The following is a 19,351-nucleotide window of genomic DNA, read 5'->3' as shown; positions in this document are numbered from 1 at the left end:
GTGCTCCCTCTCGCCTGGCTCCTCTGCGTCACCTGGCTCCTCGCCGCCGTCCTCGTGTCGGTCCTCCGCGGCCTCCGCGGCGCGCGCGAGGGACGCGCTCACCTCGCGGCGCGGCGCATCAAGAGCCCGACCATCTACCTCTTTTCGGCCTACCTGCTCGTCGCCGCGCTCGTCACCCCGCACTCGCCAGGCGAGACCACGTCGCCGCTCCTCTGGCTCGCGTTCGCCATCCCCCTCGCGAACACGCTCGCCGCGTGGAGCTCGATCGGACAGGCCCAGCCGAAGGGCCTCACGCGGCTCGGGCTCGCGCTCCTCCACGGTGGCGCCTTGCTCTCGGCTGCCGCGTGTATCCTCGCGCTCGCCTCGCCGCGCTTCGTCCCGGTCTGGCTCGGCGGGCCCGGTCAGTAACCCTTGCGCGCCGCGACGAACGCGCCGCGCTCGATCTCGTGCTGCGAGGCCGTCACCAGCGCCGTCGCCGTGTGCTCACGGACCTTCAACACGCGCAGCTCCGCGTACGTCTCGTCCGGGAAGAGGTTCTCGTCGGCGGGCGGCGCGAGGGCCTCCGTCTGCGCGGGGCGATCGTCTTCGACGACCGGCCGCATGGTCGCGAACTTGCCGGCGGCGCGTAACGTGTGGCGCCAGCGATCGCCGCGGCGCAGGGCGAAGAAGCGCATCCCGGGCTTGACGCCCTCCTTCTCGCCCTTGTCCAGGAACACCACCTGGTGCTGCCCGTAAAACGCGTGCGGATAAAGCGCCGCCACGATCTTCGCCTCGATGTCCTCGGCGCTCGTCACGGGCGAGACGACGACGAAGCGCCGATCGACCGGGCCGACCTTCGCGCCGCGCTCGACCGTGTCGAGCGACTCGACCACGCGGCCGCGGACCATACGCGTCTGCGGGTTGATGCGATCGACCCGCAACGTGCCGCGGATCGAGATGAGCTGGCCCTTCTGCGCGGCGTCGCCGCTCGTCACGAGCGGGCGGAAGATCGTGAGGAGCTGGCCGACCGCGACCTCGTGTTTGTCGTCGAGCTGCACGTAGACGTCGTCGCCCGCGGCGAGCAGCATCTTGTCCGCGGGGCTGCCGTTGATCTCGCCCCAGACGTCTTCCTTCTTGTCGTCGAGCCAGCCCGTGTCGCGCAAGAACACCGTCTGCGGCGCGACCTTGCGCTCGCCGCTGAGGAGGCGGCGCATGCCGGGGAGGCCGCTGTCGCTCGAGTCGCGCAGGCGGACCTGATCGCCGGGGTAGATCCAGTGTGGGTTCTGGATTTGCGGGTTCTGCGCCCAGAGGCGCGGCCAGCCGTACGGGTTCTTGTAGTAGCGGCTCGAGATGTCCCAGAGCGTGTCGCCCGTGCGCACGCTGTGGAGCTCCGGCACGTGTTGACCTTCGAGGACGAAGCCGCCGTTCGCCGTGCCACGCACGGTCTCGCTCGCCTCGGGATCGGGCAGCAGATCGAAGCCGTCGGCGGAGCGCGACGTGTCGAGCGTGGAGCGCGAGCTCGAGGGCAGGTGTCCGTCGGGGTTGAAGCCGGGCTGCGGGTAACCCGGGACGACCACCTGCGTCGGCGGCGCCGGCGCCTGCGGGACCTGCACGACGGTGACCTGCGCGCCGCCTCCCTGCGAAGGCGCGGCATCGGTGTCCTGCGCGCGCGCGTGGCCCGAGGCCGCGAGGGCGAGGAGGACGAGGGAGCTCGAGGCGAGGGCGCGTGTGTGCGTCATGGTGCCGTTCTCGGGGGGCTCGGGAGGGGGCGCTTGGCCTTCGCGGGGCTCGGGGGCGCGAGAGAGGCAGGTTGCGTGATCACCTCGCCCCGGGCCGTCGAGCGGAGGAGCGGGCGAGGCGCGTCGTCGGCCTCGTTCGAGGCGCTCGTGTCGTCGTCTTCGGCGGGCGCCCCTGCGATGGGCGCGAGCGCCGCCGCGGTCCCGCCTTCGGCTGTCGGCGCGAGGTGCACGACGTCGAGCGAAGGTCGGTCGTCCTCGGCGCTCGTCGAGGCGTTCGCGCTCGCAGGCGCGTTTCCACGCGCGGCGAGCTTCGTGCTCGAGAGCTCGAGCGTCTCGACCCGGGCGGCCAGGATGTTGTTGTCTGCACGTACACGGCCCACCTCCTGGCGCAGGGACGCGATCTCCTTGCGGAGGGCTTCCTGGCCCCCACCGGCGCAGCCGGAGACGGAGAAGGCGAGGGCGAGGGCGCAGAGGGACCGCATGCCACGCCGATGGTAATGCCGTCCCCCCGCGCGGGCCAAGCGAGCAGCGGCCTAACCTCTGCCGTAGCGGACCGGAATTCTGGTAGGGTCGGGGCCATGCCGAAGCGCTCGAACAAACTCGTATCTTTGATGATTGCTGGTCTTGCTTCCCTGGCCGCGCTCGCGTTTGGCGTGGCGGGTTGCTCCGACGACGGGAACGGCGACGATACTTGTTACGACTACGGGTCGTTCGACAAGACGAGCCCCGCGGTGACGTTCACGGGCGACGTGCTCCCGATCTTCCGCAACTCCTGCGGCATCGGCGGCGCGGCTTGCCACGGCGCGGTCGTGGGTCAGGCCGGGCAGCCCTACCTCGGCCCGGCCAACAGCGCGACCGAGCCGACGCAGGCGGAGATCGACGCGATCTTCGCGCAGAACGTCGGCGTGAAGGCGACGAAGGCGACGGGCATGGACATCGTCGCGGCGGGCAGCCCGGAGACGAGCTTCCTCATGCACAAGATGGACGGCACCTTGACGTGCGCCGCGGTGATCTGCGACGCCGCGTGCGGCGGCTCGATGCCGCTCACGGGCGACCTGCTCCCGCAGGACGCGCGTGACAAGGTGCGCCGCTGGATCGCGCAGGGAGCGAAGAAGGATTGATCGGCAGGCTCACGGGCCGCATCGTCGAGGACTCGGCCGAGGGCGTCGTGGTCATCGACGTCGGAGGTGTCGGCTACGAGGTCACGGTGCCGCTCGGCGCGCTCGGGCGTGCGGCGCGGGAGGGTGACGGCGTCGTCACCCTCTACGTGCACACGCACGTCCGGGAAGACACCTTCGCGCTCTACGGCTTCCCGACGCTGGACGATCGCGCGGCGTTTCGCGCGCTGATCGGGGTCTCCAGCGTGGGGCCGAAGATGGCGATGTCGATCCTGGGGGCGCTGCCCGCGGGCGAGCTCGCGGCGGCGCTCGCGCGCGGCGAGGCGTCGCGGCTCGTGGCCGTCCCCGGGATCGGCAAGAAGACCGCCGAGCGGCTCATCCTCGAGCTCAAGGGCAAGCTCGCGGCGGCGCCGGTCGTCGCGAAGGGCGCCGAGGCGCCGAGGCCCGCGGCGACCGAGGGCAAAGCGGAGCTCTTGCACGGCGCGCTCACGCGGATGGGCTTCCGGCCGGCCGAGGCCGAGCGCGCGGTGACGGCGCTCGGCGCGCGCGTGCAGACCGAGCCCCTCGGCGATCTCGTGCGCGAGGCGCTCGCGCTCCTCTCCTCCAAGTAAACCGGGTTTGCCGGGGATTCGGGGGCGCAGCTCGGCTTGTCCGAGCGAAGCCCCCGAGCGAGGAACGCGCGTGACGCTCGCGTGGCACGACGCCGAGAAACCTCGACAAAAAAAATAGGCCCGAATATGCTCGGCGCCGCGGTCCGCGTGGGCCAGCGTCGGCAGTGCCCGAGGAGGCGGTGTGATTACCTGTCCCAAATGCAACAAGGAGAACCAGGACCACTACAAGTTCTGCCTGGGCTGCGGATCGGAGCTGCCGAGGGATGCTTCTCCGAAGAAGTTTGCGTCGGGCGGCACGCCGCCGCAGGGCATCCCTGTCGTTCGTCCGGGCGCCGTGACGGACGACATGGGGGCGAAGGGCGCGGTGGCGCAGTTCCCGCCGCCCGCGCCTGCAGCCGTGCACCCGCCGATCGCGGCGCAGGCCGCGCCTGCGGCGGGCGCGGGTCCCGTGATCTGCAAGGATTGCGGGCACGCGAACGCGCTGACGAACCGGTTCTGCGCGTCGTGCGGCGCGAAGCTGCCGAAGCCCGGGAGCGTGCCGGCGATGGCCGCCGCCTCGCCCGCGGCGCCGCCGGTGGCCTCGACGCCGAGCGCGATGACGGTCGTCCTGACCGCTCTTCGCGCGGACGGCTCGGAGGCGGGCTCGTACACGTTGCCATCGGCGACGTTCACGATCGGCCGTGACGTCGGGGCGATCTTCGCGGGTGACAACTACCTGTCGCCGCGGCACGCGACGTTCGTGTCGAAGAACGGCAAGCTCACCGTGCGTGACGAGAGCTCGCTGAACGGCGTGTACAAGAAGCTGCGCCGCGACGAGCCGATCGCGGTGATGATCGGCGACGTGTTCCGCATCGGCCAGGAGATCGTCCGCTTCGAGGCGCTCTCGGCGATGCAGGCGACGGCGGACGGCGTGGAGCGGCTCGGCAGCCCGTCGAAGGGCTACGTGGGTCGCATCGCGCTGATCATCGGCCGGGACGCGACGGGCAACTCGTTCCCGATCCCGGAGACGGGCCTGCACCTCGGCCGCGAGCGTGGGGACGTGCTCTTCCCCGAGGACGGTTACGTCTCGGGTCTGCACTGCCGCATCAGCTACGAGCGTGGCCAGCTCTTCGTCACGGATCTGGGCAGCTCGAACGGCACGTTCACCCGGATCTCGTCGGAGGTGGATCTCATCGACGGGGACGTGTTGCTGATGGGCCAGCAGCTCTTCCGGATCAACATTCAAGCTTGAGACGGTTGTCGGAGCGCGCGGCTTCTGGCGCCGCGCGCTTCGGCGGGGGAGAATGTCGGCCATGGAACCGCCGCGTACGATCCGCGTCGTTGCTGCCGTCATCGAGCACGAAGGGCGTTACCTCATCACGCAGCGCCGCCCGACGGCCCTCTTGCCCTTGTTGTGGGAGTTCCCCGGCGGGCGCGTGGAGGACGCGGAGACGGACGCGGCGGCGCTGAAGCGCGAGGTCTTCCATCGGCTCGGGGTCGAGGTCGAGCCGGGGCAGATGATCTCGTTCGTGAGCCACCCGTACGAGCGGTACGTCGTGGACCTCTACCTCTACGAGTGCCGCATCACGGCGGGCGAGCCCGCGCCGCTGGCGGTGAACGCGTTCAAGTGGGTCACGAGCGCGGAGTTCGACCAGCACCCGTTCACGCCCGCCGATGAGGCCAGCATGAACAAGCTGCTGGGGATGGGCTGATCGTCTTTCTTTTCGCGACGCGTAAATCGATCGGCTGCGCCGCTCGTCCATAGGTCCCTCCGCGGGCGCGGACATCCGGCTCTGGAATGCGAGTGACGCTGGGGGAGGTTTGGGGTGTGGGGCGCAGGGCGCCGCAGGCGACCCGGAGCCCCACGCGAAGAGGAAGGCAGCATGCGAACGAGCGTTGCGGTCATCGGTCTGGTTGCTGCGGCGACGGCAGGTCTCGCGGCGGGGTGTGGGAGCACGGGGCGCGGGGGCGCGGAGGCGAAGGCGCCCGGCGTCGGGGAGAGGAGCTGCGCGCGCGTGCGCCCGGGCGTGGGCGCGAAGCCCGTGGCCGGCGCGCGGCAGGGCGGCGTGGTCGCGCTGGCGAAGGCCGGGGGCAAGACGATCGCGTACGTCGCGGACGAGGATGACGGCGACATCCACACGGTCGACGTCGCGACGGGCAAGGAGCTCGGGACGACCCAGCTCGGAGGGACGCCGTCGCAGCTCGTCGTGGCGGCCGATGGTCGCGTCGTGGTGGCGCTCCGGGACAAGGCGGCGATCGAGGTGCTCGAGCCGGAGGCCGATCCGTCGAAGCCGCTCGTGTCGCTCTGCACGGTGCCGACGCCGATCGAGCCGGTCGCGCTCTCGACGACGCCCGATGACAGGACGTTGCTCGTGTCGAGCGGCTGGGGCGCGGCGCTCACGGCGTACGACGTGGCGAGCATGCGCCGGACGTACGAGGTGCCGCTGCCGCGCGAGCCTCGGGGGGTCGTGGTCTCGGACGACGGCAAGAAGGCGTTCGTCGCGCACGTCGTGGGCTCGCGGATGAGCGTGGTCGATCTCGAGGCGAAGCGCGCGCGCCCGGTGGACGTGGGCGGGATCGAGGAGGGCGGGTTCCGGCGGGGGAAGATCGGCCTCTTCGGCGGCGGCGAGGAGATCGAGCGGCGCGCGTGTCAGGGGTTCGCGCTCGCCAAGTCGACCGAGCTCTCGGGGCGGATCTTCGCGCCGCAGGTGCTCGTGGATCCGGGGCGCGCCGAGGAGCGCTCGGAGGGGTACGGCAGCGGCGGCATGAACCCGCCGGAGGTCGCGGCGGTCGCGGTCGTCGACGAGGACACCGAGCAGCCGATCGGCGAGTCGATCCACGTGAAGCCGGACGTGCGGCAGATGGTGGGCGCGACGCGACCTCGCCCCGCGTGTTTGCTCCCGCGGGCGGCGGCGATCGACCCGGCTTCGCGCTCGCTCTTCGTCACGTGCCTCGGCATCGACGCGGTCGTCGAGTACGACGCGGCGGCGGCCGATCCGCAGCGGGCCGAGCGGCGCCGCTTCCCGGTCGCCGCAGGGCCGACGGGGCTCGCGGTCGACGTGGAGGGCCGGCGGCTCGTCGTGTGGTCGCAGTTCGATCGCACGCTCCAGATCGCGCCGCTCGGCGGAGAGGACGCGGCCGAGGCGGAGGCGCCCGCGGTGGTGCGCGTCGGGCTCTCGCGCAAGGCGCAGACGGCGGCGCTCGCGGATCTCGAGCTCGGCCGGAGGCTCTTTCACGCGAGTGGTGATTCACGCATCTCGAACGACGGTCGCGCCTGCGCGAGTTGCCATCCCGACGGGCGTGACGACGCGCTCACGTGGGCGACGCCGGAGGGGCCGCGGCAGACGCCGATGCTCGCCGGCAGGCTCGCGAAGACGGCGCCATACGGCTGGACGGGCCGCGGCGACAGCGTCGAGGCGCACCTCGCGGAGACCTTCGGTCGGCTCGGCGGAGGCGGGCTCGCGCGGCGTGAGCTCGACGCGCTCGTCGCGTTCGCCACGAGCCTCACGCCTCCGGAGGCGGAGAGGAAGGATCCGTCGAACGAAGCGCTCGTTCAGCACGGCAAGGTGGTCTTCCACTCGGCAGAGACGGGCTGCGGGAGCTGCCATCACGAGGAGGGCGCGTGGACCGATCACAGGGCGCACGACGTCTCGAGCCGCGCCGACGCCGACGTCGCGGCCACGTTCGACACGCCCTCGCTCCGCTTCGTCGGCGGCACGGCGCCGTATTTCCACGACGGCCGCTACGCGACCTTGCGTTCGCTCCTGATCGGCGTCGACGGCACGATGGGCCACACGAAGCACCTCTCGAAGGGAGACCTCGACGCGCTCGAGGCCTACATGAGGAGCCTGTGATGAGCCGCATCGGGACGAGCCTCTCCGTCGCGCTCGTGGCTTCGTCGCTGGCCTTCGTGGCGGGCACGAGCGCGCACGCGGCGGTCGCGCCGAGCTTCTCTTCGATCCCCGAGGCGCGCGTGCCGGAGATGTTGCATCCGAAGGACGCGCCGGACGCCATCCCCGCGGGCGAGAGCCTCGAGGGTGTGCGCGTCGAGGCCGATGCGTTCCAGGGCAAGCGCGCGTTCGCGAACGTGCACGTCGAGGGAGGGCGTTGCCTCACGGCGGGCGCGACCCCGCGGGGCGTGGCGCCTTCGGGCTCCGCGCAGACGCTCGTCCGCGCAGGCGCCGTGGTCCCGATGCGCGTCGAGCGCCTCGTCGAGCGCAAGCCGGGCGAGGCGGAGCTCGAGGTCGTGGACGGCTGGCTCGACGCGCGAACGTCGAGCGTGCGGAAGGTCGCGACGACACGCGTGCCGCTCACCACGCTCGCGAAGGGGCCGGCGAGCTACGTGGTGTACGGGCTACGCAAGGGCAACGAGCTCCAGGTCGTGATCCCGGCGCAGGAGAGGCTCGGCTACGTGGATCCGCGCGGGCAGGTCGGGTTCACGCAGTGCGGGCACCTCCGGATCGGGCTCGATACGACCGCCACGAACGGCGCCATGATCATGGCAGCAGGTCGCATCCGCACGAACCGCGTCGCCTCGCCGCAGCCCGCGCGGACCACGTTGTCCGGGTCCCAGATCCTGCCGCAGAGCCGCGCGAAACCTTCGGATGTGGGGATGCGCGTGATCCAGGTGAGCGTGAGCACGAGCCGCACGAAGCGGGATCACGAGCCGCTCGTCGGCGTGTCCGTGGGCTGGGCCGAGGACGACGACGGCACGCAGCCCGCCGTCTTCGATGTCGACATGCACCATCGATGAGCCCGGCTCTTGCCGCGCGTGGCCGCGTCGGACACCCTCGACCGCGGCGGCGCTGCCTGCGCCGCGCAGGGAGGAAGGTCGATCGCGATGGACATCAAGTTCTATTACACGCCGATGACGAGCGCGGCGCGGGTGCACTGGGCGCTCGAGGAGCTCGGCATCCCGTACGAGAAGGTCAAGCTCGACCTCGCGGCGGGTGATCAGCGCAAGCCGGAGTTCCTCGCGCTCAACCCGAACGGCAAGGTGCCGCTCCTCGTCGCCGAGGGCCGCCCGATCTTCGAGGGCCTCGCGATCCTGCTCTACCTCGGCGAGCGCTTCGGCGTGGACAAGGGGCTCTTCCCGCCGCCGAACCCGGAGCGCGCCGAGGCCTTCCAGTGGCTGGCCTGGGGCAACGTGACCATGGGAGAAGCGCTGCAGCGGTTCCTCCGCAACACGCTGGATCGTTTCCCCGAGGACGAGCGGAACCCGAAGGCCGCCGAGACCGCGAAGAAGGACATCGCCGCGCAGTTCGTGATCCTGAACGACGCGCTCGAGGGCAAGGAGTACCTCGTGGGCAACACGTTCACGTTCGCCGACATCGGCATCGCCGCGGCCATCCCGTTCATGAGGCGCTTCGGCATCGATACGAGCGCCTTCGCGAACGTGAACGCGTGGGTCGATCGGTGCACGGCGCGGCCCGCGTTCGCGCGGATCATGCAGGGTTAACCGCCCGAGCGACGCAGGAGCACGAGGAAGGCCGGGCCGCCGATCAGCGCCGTCACGGCGCCGACGGGCGGCTCGGTGCCGAGCGAGCGGAAGGCGAGGCGCGCGAGGAGGTCGCAGCCGATGAGCATCGTCGCGCCCGAGAGGAGCGAGACGGGCAAGACGCGCCGCTGGTCGGGGCCGATCAAGCGGCGGACGGCGTGCGGGACGACGAGGCCCACGAAGCCGATGAGGCCGGTCAAGCTGACAATCGCGCCGACGACACACGAGGAGGCGATGAACGTGCGCCGCTCGAGGGCGCGCACGTCGACGCCGAGCGTGCCGGCCGTCGCGTCGCCGAGCACGAGGACGTTGAGGCGCCCGGCGTCGCGGAGGAGCACGGCGCAGCCGACGCCCACGTAGGCGAGGGCCGCGAGGAGCGACGAGGCGTGCGGGAGGTCGACGAAGCCGACGAGCCAGCGCAAGAGCTGCTGCGCGCGTGAGGGCGGGACGAGGGCCTTGAGGAACGTGATGAGCGCGGCGGCCATGGAGTTGACCATCACGCCGGCGAGCAGGATGGCCGTGCCCGAGGCGCCGCCGCGCATGCCACGCGCGACGGCGTAGACGAGCGAGGTGGCGAGCAGGCCGCCGACGAGCGAGGCGGCCGGGATGAGCGCCGCGCCGAGCAGCGTGGTGGCGCCGAGGCCGAGGGCGATGGCCGTGGTGGCGCCGAGCGCGGCGCCGCCCGAGACGCCGAGCACGTACGGCTCGGCGAGCGGGTTGCGGAGGAGCGCCTGGAACGCGGCGCCGACGACGCCGAGGCCGGCGCCGGCCATGGCGGCGAGGGCGACACGCGGCAGGCGCACGTCGAGCAGGATCGTGCGGGCGAGGCCGTCCTCGTGGAGGGCGTCTGCGAGCGAGACAGGCTCGGTGCCGAAGGCGAGCGCGAGGGCGGTGACGAGGACGAGGAGCGCGGCGGCGGGCAGGATCGGTCGTCGGATCAAGCGCCTTCCGTCCCGCGGTTGCGCTCGTAGAGCAGGCGCAGGCCCGTGAGCGTGAGGTCGTCGTCGACCTGCTCGATGGACGTGGTGAGCGGCGCGATGAGCCGCGCGAGGCCGCCCGTGGCGACGACGCGGCAGGTGTAGCCGAGCTCGTCGACGAGGCGCTTGCAGAGGCCGTCCACGAGGCCCGCGTAGCCGTACACGATGCCGGATTGCATGCTGTGGACCGGGTTTCTCCCGACGACCTTGGGGGGCAAGGTGATCTCGACGCGGGAGAGGCGCGCGGCGCGCGAGAAGAGGGCCTCGGCGCTGATGTGCACGCCGGGCGTGATCACGCCGCCGAGGTACTCGCCCTTCGGCGTCACGCAGTCGAAGGTCGTGGCCGTGCCGAAGTCGACGACGATGACGGGGCCCTTCGCCCACTCGTAGGCCGCGACGGCGTTGACGATGCGGTCGGCGCCGACCTCGCGCGGGTTCTCGTAGAGGATGGCCATGCCCGTCTTGATGCCCGGACCGACGACGAGCGGATCGCGGCGGAAGGCGCGGCGGACGAGCTCGATCATGGTGTCGGTCAGGGTCGGCACGACGCTCGCGATGATGGCGCTCTCGATGAGGTCGGGATCGACGCCGCGCAGCGCCAGCATCTGACGGACGAGGACCGCGTACTCGTCGGCCGTGCGGTTCCGCGCGCTCTCGGAGCGCACGTGGTGCAGGAGCTTCGTCCCTTCGAACACGCCGAACGAGATGTTCGTGTTGCCCACGTCGACGACGAGCAGCATGGGGAGACCCTACCACTTCCTGGGGAAATCAGAGCTTCCGCGCGAGCATCATGCCGTCGCGGATCGAGAGCAGGACGTTCTCGACGCGCGGATCGGCCGTGACGTGGTCGTTGAAGCGGCAGATGCCGTGGTCGGACGCTTCCTTCGGATCGAGGACGTTGCCGCTCCAGAGCGTGTTGTCTCCCACGACGAGTCCGCCCTGGCGGAGGAGCGGCAGGACGGCCTCGTAGTAGTCGGTGTAGCGCTCCTTGTCGGCGTCGATGAAGACGAGGTCGAAGGGCGCGCCCGGAGGGAGGGATCGCAGGGTCTCGAGGGCGTCGCCGAGGAGGATGCGGATCTTCTTTCCGTGCGGGCTCCGATCGAAGAAGGAGCGGGCGATACGCGTCGCGTCGGGGTCTCGATCGAGCGTGAGGAGCTCGCCATCGTCGGGCAGCGCCTCGGCCATGCAGAGCGCGGAGTAGCCGGTGAACGTGCCGATCTCGAGCACGCGCCGCGCCGAGGCGAGCGCGCAGAGCATCTTCAGGAACGTGCCCTCGACGCGGCCCACCTGCATCTGCGGCGAGCTCGTCGAGGCGTACGTCGCGTCGCGCAATTCGTCGAAGAGCGCCGGGCGCGGGCGGGTATGGGCTTCGATGTAAACGTCCAGCTCGGGCGAAATGATGGGCTTCATGCGTCCTCCCCGCCGTGTCGCGGCGTGCGCGTGCGGGTTCGTCTACCACGACGTCCTCGTCGGTGAAGCTTCCACTTGCGGGAGAAACAGGTGAACATCGAGCGCGGAGGTACGTCGTGCGCACGAAGCAGCTTGGCTTTCTGGTGATGGCGCTCGGGTTCGGGGCGTGGATCGGCGGCGGTTGCGCGACCGCGACCGGGCCAGGCGTGGGCACGGGCGGCGAGGGCGGCGAGGGCAGCGGGCTCGACACCGGTATGGGTGGGATGGGCTCGGCGAGCAGCAGCAGCAGCAACGCGTCGAGCAGCAACGCGTCGAGCAGCAGCGCGTCGAGCAGCAGCGCGAGCAGCGGCGCGTCGAGTAGCTCGAGCTCGGGCGGGCAGATGTGTGGGCCGATGGAGCACGCCTGCGCCGGCGTTTGCGCGGGCAACACCCCCGCGACGGGGTGCTTCACGTCGACCACGTGCACGCCGTGTCCGTCCGTGGGCAACGGCACCGCGATCTGCAACTCGTCGGGCCTCTGCGACGTGAGCTGCAACGCGGGGTACGTGAAGAACGGTTTCTCCTGCGTGTGTCAGTCGCAGTGCTGCTCGGACGCGGAATGCGCGGCCGGTCAGACGTGCATGGGCGGCACGTGCTCGGGCGGCGCCGACGGCGGCACGGATTCCGGCACGCCGTGCAACCCCTTCGCGTGTCCGTTCGATTGCGCCTTCCAGGGCCTCGAGTGTATCGATCCCTTCCAGTGCATCTGCGGATGAAGGGGCGCGGCGCGCGGTTCTAGAAGGAAAAACCCGCGCCGCTCGTGGCGCTGCGCTCGCCGAGCGGGACGATCTCCGCGAACACGTCGAGCCCGATCGGCAGCGTCGCCACGAGGCCGAGGCCGAGCTGGAACTTGTAACGATCGGTGCCCTGCCGATCCTCGCCGTCGACCTGCCAGAAGATCGGCCCGCCGAACACGCGGGCCACGACGTACGGGCTCAGCACGTCGAAAAACGTCTTGCCGGCGACGGCGCTGATGCGGAGGTCGCCGGCGTGATACGGGACCACGGGGGCGCCTCGTTTCGCCTCGCGGGTCTCGGCGCCGGCGACGGCGAGCGAGGCGCCGAGCAGGACGAAGGGCCATCGATCACGGCCGTCGAGCAGGCGGTAGGACGCGGCAATGGAGGCGGACCAGCCAGGGCCGAAATCGTAGCGCCGCGCTCCCTCGCGCAAGCTGCCCCAGAGGATGCCACCCGCGCCGAGCTGGAGCGTCCACGCGGAGCCGAGCCTGCGCTCGAACGTCGCGACCGCCGCGCGCCGCTCGAGGGCGACGTCGTATTTCCCGGCGAAGACGAGGTTTGTCCAGGCGTAACCCGTCGTCACGCCGACGCGGTACAGGCGCGGCTTCGGCCTCGGCGCGGGCGCGCCGGGTTCGCCCAGGGGCAGAGGCGCGCCCAGGTCGTCGTTGCAAGAGGGGATGCCCGTCGGACCGACGGCCGGCGCGATGCCTCAGGCCCGCGCGTCGCGCGTCGCGCCGAGGAGCAGAGCACCGATCGAGGCGGCCACGAGGGCCACGCCGAGCCTGTTTTCGATGGATCGCATAGGTCCTCGCGAAGGGCGCAAAGGCGCCCATTTTGCGAGGCGGACCCTAGCACGGAAGGAAAGCTCGCCGCCCGAAAACAGGCGGTTTATGCTTCGACGTGATGATCGAGCTCGAGACCCCGTATCACCTGGTGGAGACGGATGGCTCGGGGCACATCCTCATCCTCCGAAGGACGCCGCGCGACTACACCGACGTCTGGATCATGGAGCAGGACCTCGAAGCGGTGATCGGCGCGTTCGACGAGCTCGGGCGTGATCGGAGGAAGCTGCTCGTGGATCTGCGCGAAGGGCCGCGGCGCAACGATCCGCTGTTCGAGGACGCCATGCGGCGCTATCGGCCCCGGATGTTCCGGGGGTTCCGCGGCGCCGCGATCGTCGTGAAGACGGCGGTGGGCGCGCTGCAGGTCAAGCGCCACCTGCGCGAGGACGGCGCGGGGGCCGAGGTGTTTCACGACGAGGCGGAGGCGCTCGAGTACCTGCGCGGCCAGAGCGTGCGCGGGGAGGCGCCGCCCGTGAGCCTCGCGCCGCGAAGGCCCCAGGCGCTCGAGTCGAACCGGAGCGATCGGATCTCGTCCTTGCCGACGACCTCGCACCTCCGCTCTTCCCAGGAGCCGCCGCGCAGGCCCTCCGAGGTCGGCGAGCCGCCGCGCAGGCCCTCGGAGGTCGGCGAGCCGCCGCGCACCGAGCGGCCGTCGAGCGCGCCCGCTCCGGCGACGCGGCCGTCGCGCGGCTAGCTCGTTCACGATGGGGCAGCGCCCCAAACCCCAGCATCCGCTTCGCGGCTGCGGCTGGAATGCGCGGGGCCCGCGTGCCACCCTCGCCGCCATGAAGATCGCGGCGACGGGGATCACGAGCGGCGTGGGCCGGAGGCTCTGCGAGATCGCGCGGGAAGCCGGACACGAGGTGGCGGGGATCGCGCGGGATCCCACGCGGCTCGACGCGCGGGCGCTGTCGCGGATCGGCGTGCGCGTGGTGGGCGGAGACGTCGAGGATCGGCGGGCGCTCGGGGACATCCTGCGCGGCGTGGACGTGGTCGTGCACGCGGCGGCCGCGGTCGGCGAGACCTCGAACCCGGCCGAGATGGAGCGCGTGAACGTGGGCGGCACACGCGCCGTGATCGAGGCGGCGGTGGAGGCGGGCGTGCCCCACGTGGTGCACGTCTCGTCGGTGGCCGTGTACGGCAGGCCCGATCGTGGTCGCGTGACCGAGGCGTGGCCGACACGCACGAGCGGTTTGCCCTACGAGGACTCGAAGACACACGCGGAGAGGCTCGCGCTCGAGCGAGGACGCGCGCTCGGGCTCTCGGTGGTCGCGGTGCGTCCGCCCATGATCTACGGGCCGTACGATCGGAACTTCCTGCCGCGCGCGATCGCGACGTTACGAAAGCGGATGATGCTGCTCGTCGACGGAGGGCGCGCGCCGCTCAACGTCGTGTGGGTGGATCACGTGGTCGACGTGGTCCTGCGGGCCGCGGAGCGGCGTGATCTCGGGGGCGAGGCGTTCAACGTGATGGACGAGGTCGACGCGCGTCCGCCGAGCGTGCGCGAGGTGTTCGAGGCGATCGCGCGCGCGGCAGAGCTACGGCCGCCGCGGTTGTCGCTCCCGTATCCGGCCGCGATGGCCGCGGCGAGGTCGCTCGTGGCGGCCTTCTCGCTGGCCGGTCGGAAGGAGACGCCGCCGCTCACGCCCTTCGTGGTGAAGCTGCTCTCGCGGGACGTGGTGTACGACGCCTCGAAGGCGGTGCGGGAGCTCGGCTGGACGCCGCGGATGCGCTCGCTCGAGGGCGTCAGCCGGTTTTCGGCCGAGATCGCGGGCAAGGCGCCTGCGTACACGCAAAGCTCCCGCGCGGCTTCCCCGGGCAGCGCCGTGGAGTAGACTGCGCGCCCTCCGATGACCGAACAAGCGCTCTCCATGGACGAATCGCCGATCGAGCTCAGCGTGATCGTCCCTTGCTTCAATGAAGAGCTCAACCTGCGCGAGCTCGCGACGCGTGTGCTCGGGGTCTTCGAGGTCGGCGGGCTCGTGGGGGAGCTCGTGCTCGTCGACGACGGGTCGAAGGACGGGACGGCGGCGGTGATCCGCGAGCTCTCGGCCGGCTCCGCGGGGCGGATCGTGGGCTGCTTCCACCCGGAGAACCGGGGCATCGCGGCGGCGTGGCGGACGGGCGTGGGCGCGTCGCGTGGCAAGCTCGTCGCGACGATCGACGCGGATCTGCAGTACCAGCCGGAGGATCTCCTGCGGCTCCGGCGCGCGCTCTACGAGTACAGCGTCGACGTGGTGCAGGGGTTCCGGAGCGCGGTCGGGCGGCGCAAGGACCAGCGATACCACCTGAGCCGCGGGCTCAATCACCTGTTGAACGGCGTGTTCGGGATGAACCTCTCGGACAACAAGAGCGGGTTCGTCATGTGCGCCCGCGAGGTGATGCTCGACCTGCTCACGTACCGCGGCACGTATTTCTACTGGCAATCGTTCATCATGGTCGCCGCCCACGCGAAGGGGTATTCGTACAAGGAGATCGAGACGATCTTCGAGCAGCGGCGGCAGGGGACGAGCTTCCTCGAGAAGACGGCCGTGCGGGCGAGCGTGCTCTCGCTCGTGGACATCGGGAAGGCGACGTGGGAGTACCGCGTGAGCCGGCCGCCGCCGGACGTGGCGCATCAATTCTTGCGGCGCCATCCGGTGGCGGATCGTACGCCGTCGCGGACGCCGGTGCAGGAGGCGCGGTGGCGCGCGTACCTCGCGGCCTTCGACAGCACGCACTGGATGATCACGCGGGACGTCGAGCATCATTACGAGACGCTCTGCAAGACGCAATGGCTGGGCGCCTCGGAGACCCGCGAGCTCCAGGACGAGAAGCTCCGGCGCCTCATCCGGCACGCCTACCGCAACGTGCCGTATTACCGCGCGCGCATGCAGGAGCGGGGCCTGCGGCCCGAGGACATCCGGGGGCAGGCGGATCTGCACAAATTGCCGCTGCTCACGAAGGCCGACATCCGCAAGCACCTCTATTTCGACATCATGTCGGAGAACCACGACAAATCGCAGGTGCTGCGCATCGCGACGAGCGGATCGACGGGTGAGCCTTTCGTCTGTTATGCGGACCGCGTGCAGCTCGAATTGCGCTGGGCGGCGACGCTGCGGGCCCAGGAGTGGACGGGGTATCGATTCGGCGACCCGTGCGTGCGGCTCTGGCACCAGACGATCGGGATGTCGAAGAGCCAGATCCGGAAGGAGCGCGCGGACGCGATGCTCTCGAATCGCACGTTCGTGCCGGTCTTCGAGATGAGCGAGAAGAACCTCGCCGCGATGGTCCGCACGATCGCGCAGGCGGAGCCGGTCTTGCTCGACGGATATGCCGAGGCGCTCGATTTCCTGGCGCGGTACCTCCAGGCGCACGGGGATCTCTCGGTGCGGCCGCGGGCCGTGATGTCGAGCGCGCAGACGCTGCCGATCCCGAGCCGGCGCGTGATCGAGCAGGCGTTCGGGTGCGCGGTGTTCGACAAGTACGGCAGCCGCGAGTTCTCGGGCATCGCCTACGAATGCGAGGCGCACGCGGGGCACCACGTCGTCGCCGAGGGATACATCGTCGAGATCCTGAAGGGCGGCGAGCCGGCGAAGCCCGGCGAGATCGGCGAGGTCGTGATCACGGACCTCACGAACATGTGCATGCCGTTCATCCGTTATCGTATCGGGGATCTGGCCGAGGCCATGGATGCGTGGGCGCCGTGCACGTGCGGGCGGGGCGCGCCGCGGATCGGGGCGATCGAGGGGCGGGTGCAGTCGATCATCCAGGGCACGGACGGCCAGCACGTGCCGGGGACGTTCTTCGCGCATTACCTCAAGGAGTACGATCACGCGATCAAGCAATTCCAGGTGGTGCAGGAGGAGCTCGGGGCGATCACGTTCCGGGTCGTGAAGGGCGGGCGGTTCTCGGACGACGTGCTCGGCGAGGTGCTCGCGAAGTTCCGCGAGGTGCTCGGTCACGACCTCCGGATCACGGTCGATTTCGTGGACGAGGTGGCGATGGTGCGCACGGGCAAGCGCGTCGCGGCCGTGTCCAGGCTCGGGATCGATTTCCAGCGCAGCTCGGCGTCGGTCGTTCCGAGCGTGGACCGCGGGGCGAGCCGCGCATGACCGCGGCGAATCCGGTCGCTATCGTGTCCCGCCCGGGGACGACGTACGCCGCGGGGGGCGCGCCGCCGTTTGATCCGCCGAACCCGGTGTATGCGATGGTGGAGGCGCTCTTCCGGGAGCTCTCGCTCGACGCGGCGCGGGCCGGCACGCCGGAATGGAACCCGCTCGGTGACCTGATCCGGCCCGGCGACCGGGTGATCGTCAAGCCAAACCTGGTCTCCTCGAAGAACCTGCACGAGAAGATCACGGGCGAAAAACTATGGGCGTCGAGCACGCACGGCGCGCTCCTCAGGCCCGTGCTCGATTATGCGCTCCGGGCGGCGGGGCCGCGGGGGAGCGTGCGGGTCGTGGATTCGCCCGTGGAGGGCTGCGAGATCGAGAAGGTCGCCGGGCCGCTCGGGATCTTCGCGGTGATCGATCACCTGAGGCGGGGCGGCGCGGACGTCGATTTCGTGGACCTGCGTTATTTCCGGGTGGCGCCGTATTTCGCGCTCGACGACGTGCGCCGCGGGGGCCTCTCGATGAACCTCGGCCTGCTCGTCCGCACGAGGCTCCCGGGTGATCCGCGGGGGTATCGGGTGGTGGATCTCGGCGACGCGAGCGCCTTTTCGCGGAAGGACGCGCCGCCGGGGGAGCGGCTCCGGTTCCACCGCAGCCATTACGAGACGCCCGTCCCGCACCACACGCGCGGCAAACACGAGTACAGCCTGCCGCGCACGGTGCTCGACGCGGACGTGGTCATCAACCTGCCCAAGATGAAGACGCACAAGAAGACCGGCGTCACGCTGGCCTTGAAGAGCGTCATCGGAGTCACGAACGAGAAATACTGGCTCCCGCATTTCACGGCAGGGGACCCGTCCGTCGGCGGTGACGAGTTCGATCGGCCGCGGCGTTTGGCGGAGCGGATCGAGGACAAACTCTCGCGATTTCCCCTGCCCGGTGACCATTCCCTGGTCGCGCGCCTCGCCCGCCTCGGCGCGTTGCCGAAGGTGATCGACGGGAGCTGGGAGGGCAACGATACGCTCTGGCGGACCATCCTCGACCTGAACCGGATCCTCTTTTTCGTCGATCGTGACGGCGTCTTGCGGGACGAACCCGTGCGGCGTTACCTCGCGCTCGTGGACGGGATCGTGGCGGGCGAGGGCGAAGGGCCGCTCGGGGCGACGCCGGTGTTCGCCGGGACGCTCGTGGGCGGGTTCGATCCGGGGATCGTGGACGCCACGGTCGCGGAGGAGATGGGGTTCGATCCGGCGAAGATCGTGATGATCCGGGAGGCGTGGGGGATGCTGCCCGGCGGGGACGTGGAGGCGAGGAGCGTCCGGCGGGACGGACCCCGATTCAATACGAAGTTTCGGCCGCCGCGGAGCTGGCCGAGCCTCGGCTGAACCGGCGCAAGAGCACGAGCGCGAAGACGATCTCGACGAGGGTGATGGCCACGCCCCACGCGGTGGTCGACGCCGCGATGGCCGCGAGGCGCTCCTCCTGCGTGGGGAAGGGCGCGAAGGGCTCGAGCAAGGTGGCCGCGAGGACGTCCCGCGTTCCGAACCCCTGCGGCGTGATCGGCAAGGTGACGGCGACCATCAGGACGGGAATGAAGGCAAACGCCGCCGCCGCAGGGATACGCACGCCAAAAAACCAGAAGGGGATCCACGTGCCGAGGAAAAGGACGGCGAGGTGCGGCAAGCGCGCGAAGAGGGCCCAGAGGTGGCCACGGACGCCGGCCTCGAAGAGGGGCGCGAGGACCCGGATGGACGCGAGGCGCGCGGGGCGTATCGCGAGCAGGGCGAGGTAGAGCAGGCCCGCGCCGAGGGGCACGGCGAGCCAGACGAGGGGTTTGTCCGCGAGGACGATCGCGATACACGCGAGGCCGAGGATCGACCCCATCCAGGAGGCATACACGAGCAGGGTGGCGCCGGCGACGCGGGCCAGGGGGACGCCGTGGATGCGGGAGAGGGCGACGGTGATGAAGGCCTGGCCGACGTGGTGGTTCAGGAGCGAAGGCAGGTACGAGGCGCCGCGCAGGACGAAAAAATCTCGAAATGGGATGGGCGCGACGGAGCGGCGATACACGAGCACGGTCGCGAGGCTGTCGGCCGCGCAGAGCGAGACCACGAAGACGGCGGCGAAGGCGAGGAACGAGGGCGCGGAGACACGCGCGAGGTGCTCCCGGAAGGCCCGGAGATCGAGGCGGGAGAGGACGAGCGCGACGAGGGCAATCGACAGGACGAACGGCAGGGCGGCGCGCACGAGCGATCGAGGGCGCTCGACGGCGGGGCGGGGAGGCGCTTCGGCCATCGGCGCGACAGTACCAGAATCCGGCGGAGAGGCA

20 protein-coding genes are annotated in these 19,351 nt (G+C 70.8%); 13 read left to right on the top strand and 7 right to left on the bottom strand.

Annotated elements, in window-relative coordinates:
* Entirely contained in the window at positions 1–408 is a 408-nt protein-coding gene (locus tag GF068_RS36125; protein WP_153824090.1) for a hypothetical protein, read from the top strand.
* On the opposite strand, the gene GF068_RS36120 is transcribed toward GF068_RS36125, so the two are convergent.
* Complete coding sequence (locus GF068_RS36120) at positions 402–1,718, bottom strand: LysM peptidoglycan-binding domain-containing protein (RefSeq protein ID WP_153824089.1); 1,317 nt, start codon at positions 1,716–1,718, stop codon at positions 402–404. The genes GF068_RS36125 and GF068_RS36120 overlap by 7 nt on opposite strands.
* On the bottom strand, positions 1,715–2,200 hold the full coding sequence (locus tag GF068_RS36115; protein WP_206079625.1) for a coiled-coil domain-containing protein: 486 nt from the start codon (positions 2,198–2,200) through the stop codon (positions 1,715–1,717). Before GF068_RS36115 ends, GF068_RS36120 begins: the two co-directional genes overlap by 4 nt.
* Before the next feature lie 96 nt (positions 2,201–2,296).
* On the opposite strand from GF068_RS36115, the gene GF068_RS36110 reads away from it, so the two are divergent.
* From GF068_RS36110 to GF068_RS36080, 7 genes are all read left to right on the top strand, one after another.
* Positions 2,297–2,839 carry a hypothetical protein gene (locus GF068_RS36110; protein ID WP_153824088.1) on the top strand — a complete coding sequence of 181 codons (543 nt, stop codon included), beginning with the start codon at positions 2,297–2,299 and terminating at the stop codon, positions 2,837–2,839.
* A complete protein-coding gene (gene ruvA / locus GF068_RS36105) occupies positions 2,836–3,447 on the top strand; it encodes a Holliday junction branch migration protein RuvA (RefSeq protein ID WP_153824087.1) in 612 nt (203 codons plus the stop codon). Before GF068_RS36110 ends, ruvA begins: the two co-directional genes overlap by 4 nt.
* A gap of 181 nt (positions 3,448–3,628) precedes the next feature.
* Positions 3,629–4,678 carry an FHA domain-containing protein gene (locus GF068_RS36100; RefSeq protein WP_338046716.1) on the top strand — a complete coding sequence of 350 codons (1,050 nt, stop codon included), beginning with the start codon at positions 3,629–3,631 and terminating at the stop codon, positions 4,676–4,678.
* A gap of 61 nt (positions 4,679–4,739) precedes the next feature.
* Positions 4,740–5,138 (top strand): (deoxy)nucleoside triphosphate pyrophosphohydrolase, encoded by a 399-nt coding sequence (locus GF068_RS36095; protein WP_153824086.1) that lies wholly within the window; start codon positions 4,740–4,742, stop codon positions 5,136–5,138.
* 171 nt (positions 5,139–5,309) lie between these two features.
* A complete protein-coding gene (locus GF068_RS36090) occupies positions 5,310–7,280 on the top strand; it encodes a cytochrome C peroxidase (RefSeq protein WP_153824085.1) in 1,971 nt (656 codons plus the stop codon).
* Entirely contained in the window at positions 7,280–8,179 is a 900-nt protein-coding gene (locus GF068_RS36085; protein WP_153824084.1) for a Rossmann-fold NAD(P)-binding domain-containing protein, read from the top strand. Before GF068_RS36090 ends, GF068_RS36085 begins: the two co-directional genes overlap by 1 nt.
* 87 nt (positions 8,180–8,266) lie before the next feature.
* Positions 8,267–8,884: a glutathione S-transferase family protein gene (locus GF068_RS36080; RefSeq protein ID WP_153824083.1), complete on the top strand. Its 618-nt coding sequence runs from the start codon at positions 8,267–8,269 to the stop codon at positions 8,882–8,884.
* Here GF068_RS36080 and GF068_RS36075 read toward each other — a convergent pair.
* From GF068_RS36075 to GF068_RS36065, 3 genes are read right to left on the bottom strand one after another with little or no spacing between them, the layout of a single operon-like run.
* Entirely contained in the window at positions 8,881–9,864 is a 984-nt protein-coding gene (locus GF068_RS36075) for a FecCD family ABC transporter permease (RefSeq protein ID WP_153824082.1), read from the bottom strand. The genes GF068_RS36080 and GF068_RS36075 overlap by 4 nt on opposite strands.
* A complete protein-coding gene (locus GF068_RS36070; protein WP_153824081.1) occupies positions 9,861–10,640 on the bottom strand; it encodes a type III pantothenate kinase in 780 nt (259 codons plus the stop codon). The genes GF068_RS36075 and GF068_RS36070 overlap by 4 nt, the downstream gene beginning before the upstream one ends.
* 28 nt (positions 10,641–10,668) lie before the next feature.
* The gene (locus GF068_RS36065; protein ID WP_153824080.1) at positions 10,669–11,310 is read right to left on the bottom strand and encodes an O-methyltransferase; all 642 of its coding nucleotides are present in this window, start codon (positions 11,308–11,310) and stop codon (positions 10,669–10,671) included.
* A gap of 116 nt (positions 11,311–11,426) precedes the next feature.
* Between GF068_RS36065 and GF068_RS36060 the strand changes: the two genes are divergently transcribed.
* On the top strand, positions 11,427–12,065 hold the full coding sequence (locus GF068_RS36060; protein ID WP_153824079.1) for a hypothetical protein: 639 nt from the start codon (positions 11,427–11,429) through the stop codon (positions 12,063–12,065).
* 19 nt (positions 12,066–12,084) lie between these two features.
* Here the strand turns inward: GF068_RS36060 and GF068_RS36055 are convergent, their stop codons facing one another.
* Entirely contained in the window at positions 12,085–12,669 is a 585-nt protein-coding gene (locus tag GF068_RS36055; protein WP_153824078.1) for a hypothetical protein, read from the bottom strand.
* A 320-nt stretch (positions 12,670–12,989) separates the two neighbouring features.
* Here GF068_RS36055 and GF068_RS36050 point away from each other — a divergent pair, with 320 nt between their 5' ends.
* The 4 genes from GF068_RS36050 (at position 12,990) to GF068_RS36035 (ending at position 18,407) form a co-directional block, all read left to right on the top strand.
* Positions 12,990–13,622, top strand: a complete 633-nt coding sequence (locus GF068_RS36050) for a hypothetical protein (RefSeq protein ID WP_153824077.1) — start codon at positions 12,990–12,992, stop codon at positions 13,620–13,622.
* A gap of 91 nt (positions 13,623–13,713) precedes the next feature.
* On the top strand, positions 13,714–14,763 hold the full coding sequence (locus GF068_RS36045; RefSeq protein ID WP_170319875.1) for an NAD-dependent epimerase/dehydratase family protein: 1,050 nt from the start codon (positions 13,714–13,716) through the stop codon (positions 14,761–14,763).
* A gap of 15 nt (positions 14,764–14,778) precedes the next feature.
* Positions 14,779–17,022, top strand: a complete 2,244-nt coding sequence (locus GF068_RS36040) for a glycosyltransferase (RefSeq protein WP_153824075.1) — start codon at positions 14,779–14,781, stop codon at positions 17,020–17,022.
* The gene (locus GF068_RS36035) at positions 17,019–18,407 is read left to right on the top strand and encodes a DUF362 domain-containing protein (RefSeq protein ID WP_153824074.1); all 1,389 of its coding nucleotides are present in this window, start codon (positions 17,019–17,021) and stop codon (positions 18,405–18,407) included. The genes GF068_RS36040 and GF068_RS36035 overlap by 4 nt, the downstream gene beginning before the upstream one ends.
* Here the strand turns inward: GF068_RS36035 and GF068_RS36030 are convergent.
* On the bottom strand, positions 18,361–19,317 hold the full coding sequence (locus tag GF068_RS36030) for a lysylphosphatidylglycerol synthase domain-containing protein (protein ID WP_153824073.1): 957 nt from the start codon (positions 19,315–19,317) through the stop codon (positions 18,361–18,363). The two genes, GF068_RS36035 and GF068_RS36030, sit on opposite strands and share 47 nt — an antisense overlap.
* Between the last annotated feature and the right edge of the window lie 34 nt (positions 19,318–19,351).

The sequence above is a fragment of the Polyangium spumosum genome (assembly GCF_009649845.1).
GTDB classification, from domain to species: Bacteria; Myxococcota_A; Polyangia; order Polyangiales; family Polyangiaceae; genus Polyangium; species Polyangium spumosum.
This window is presented reverse-complemented; position numbering and strand designations above follow the sequence as displayed.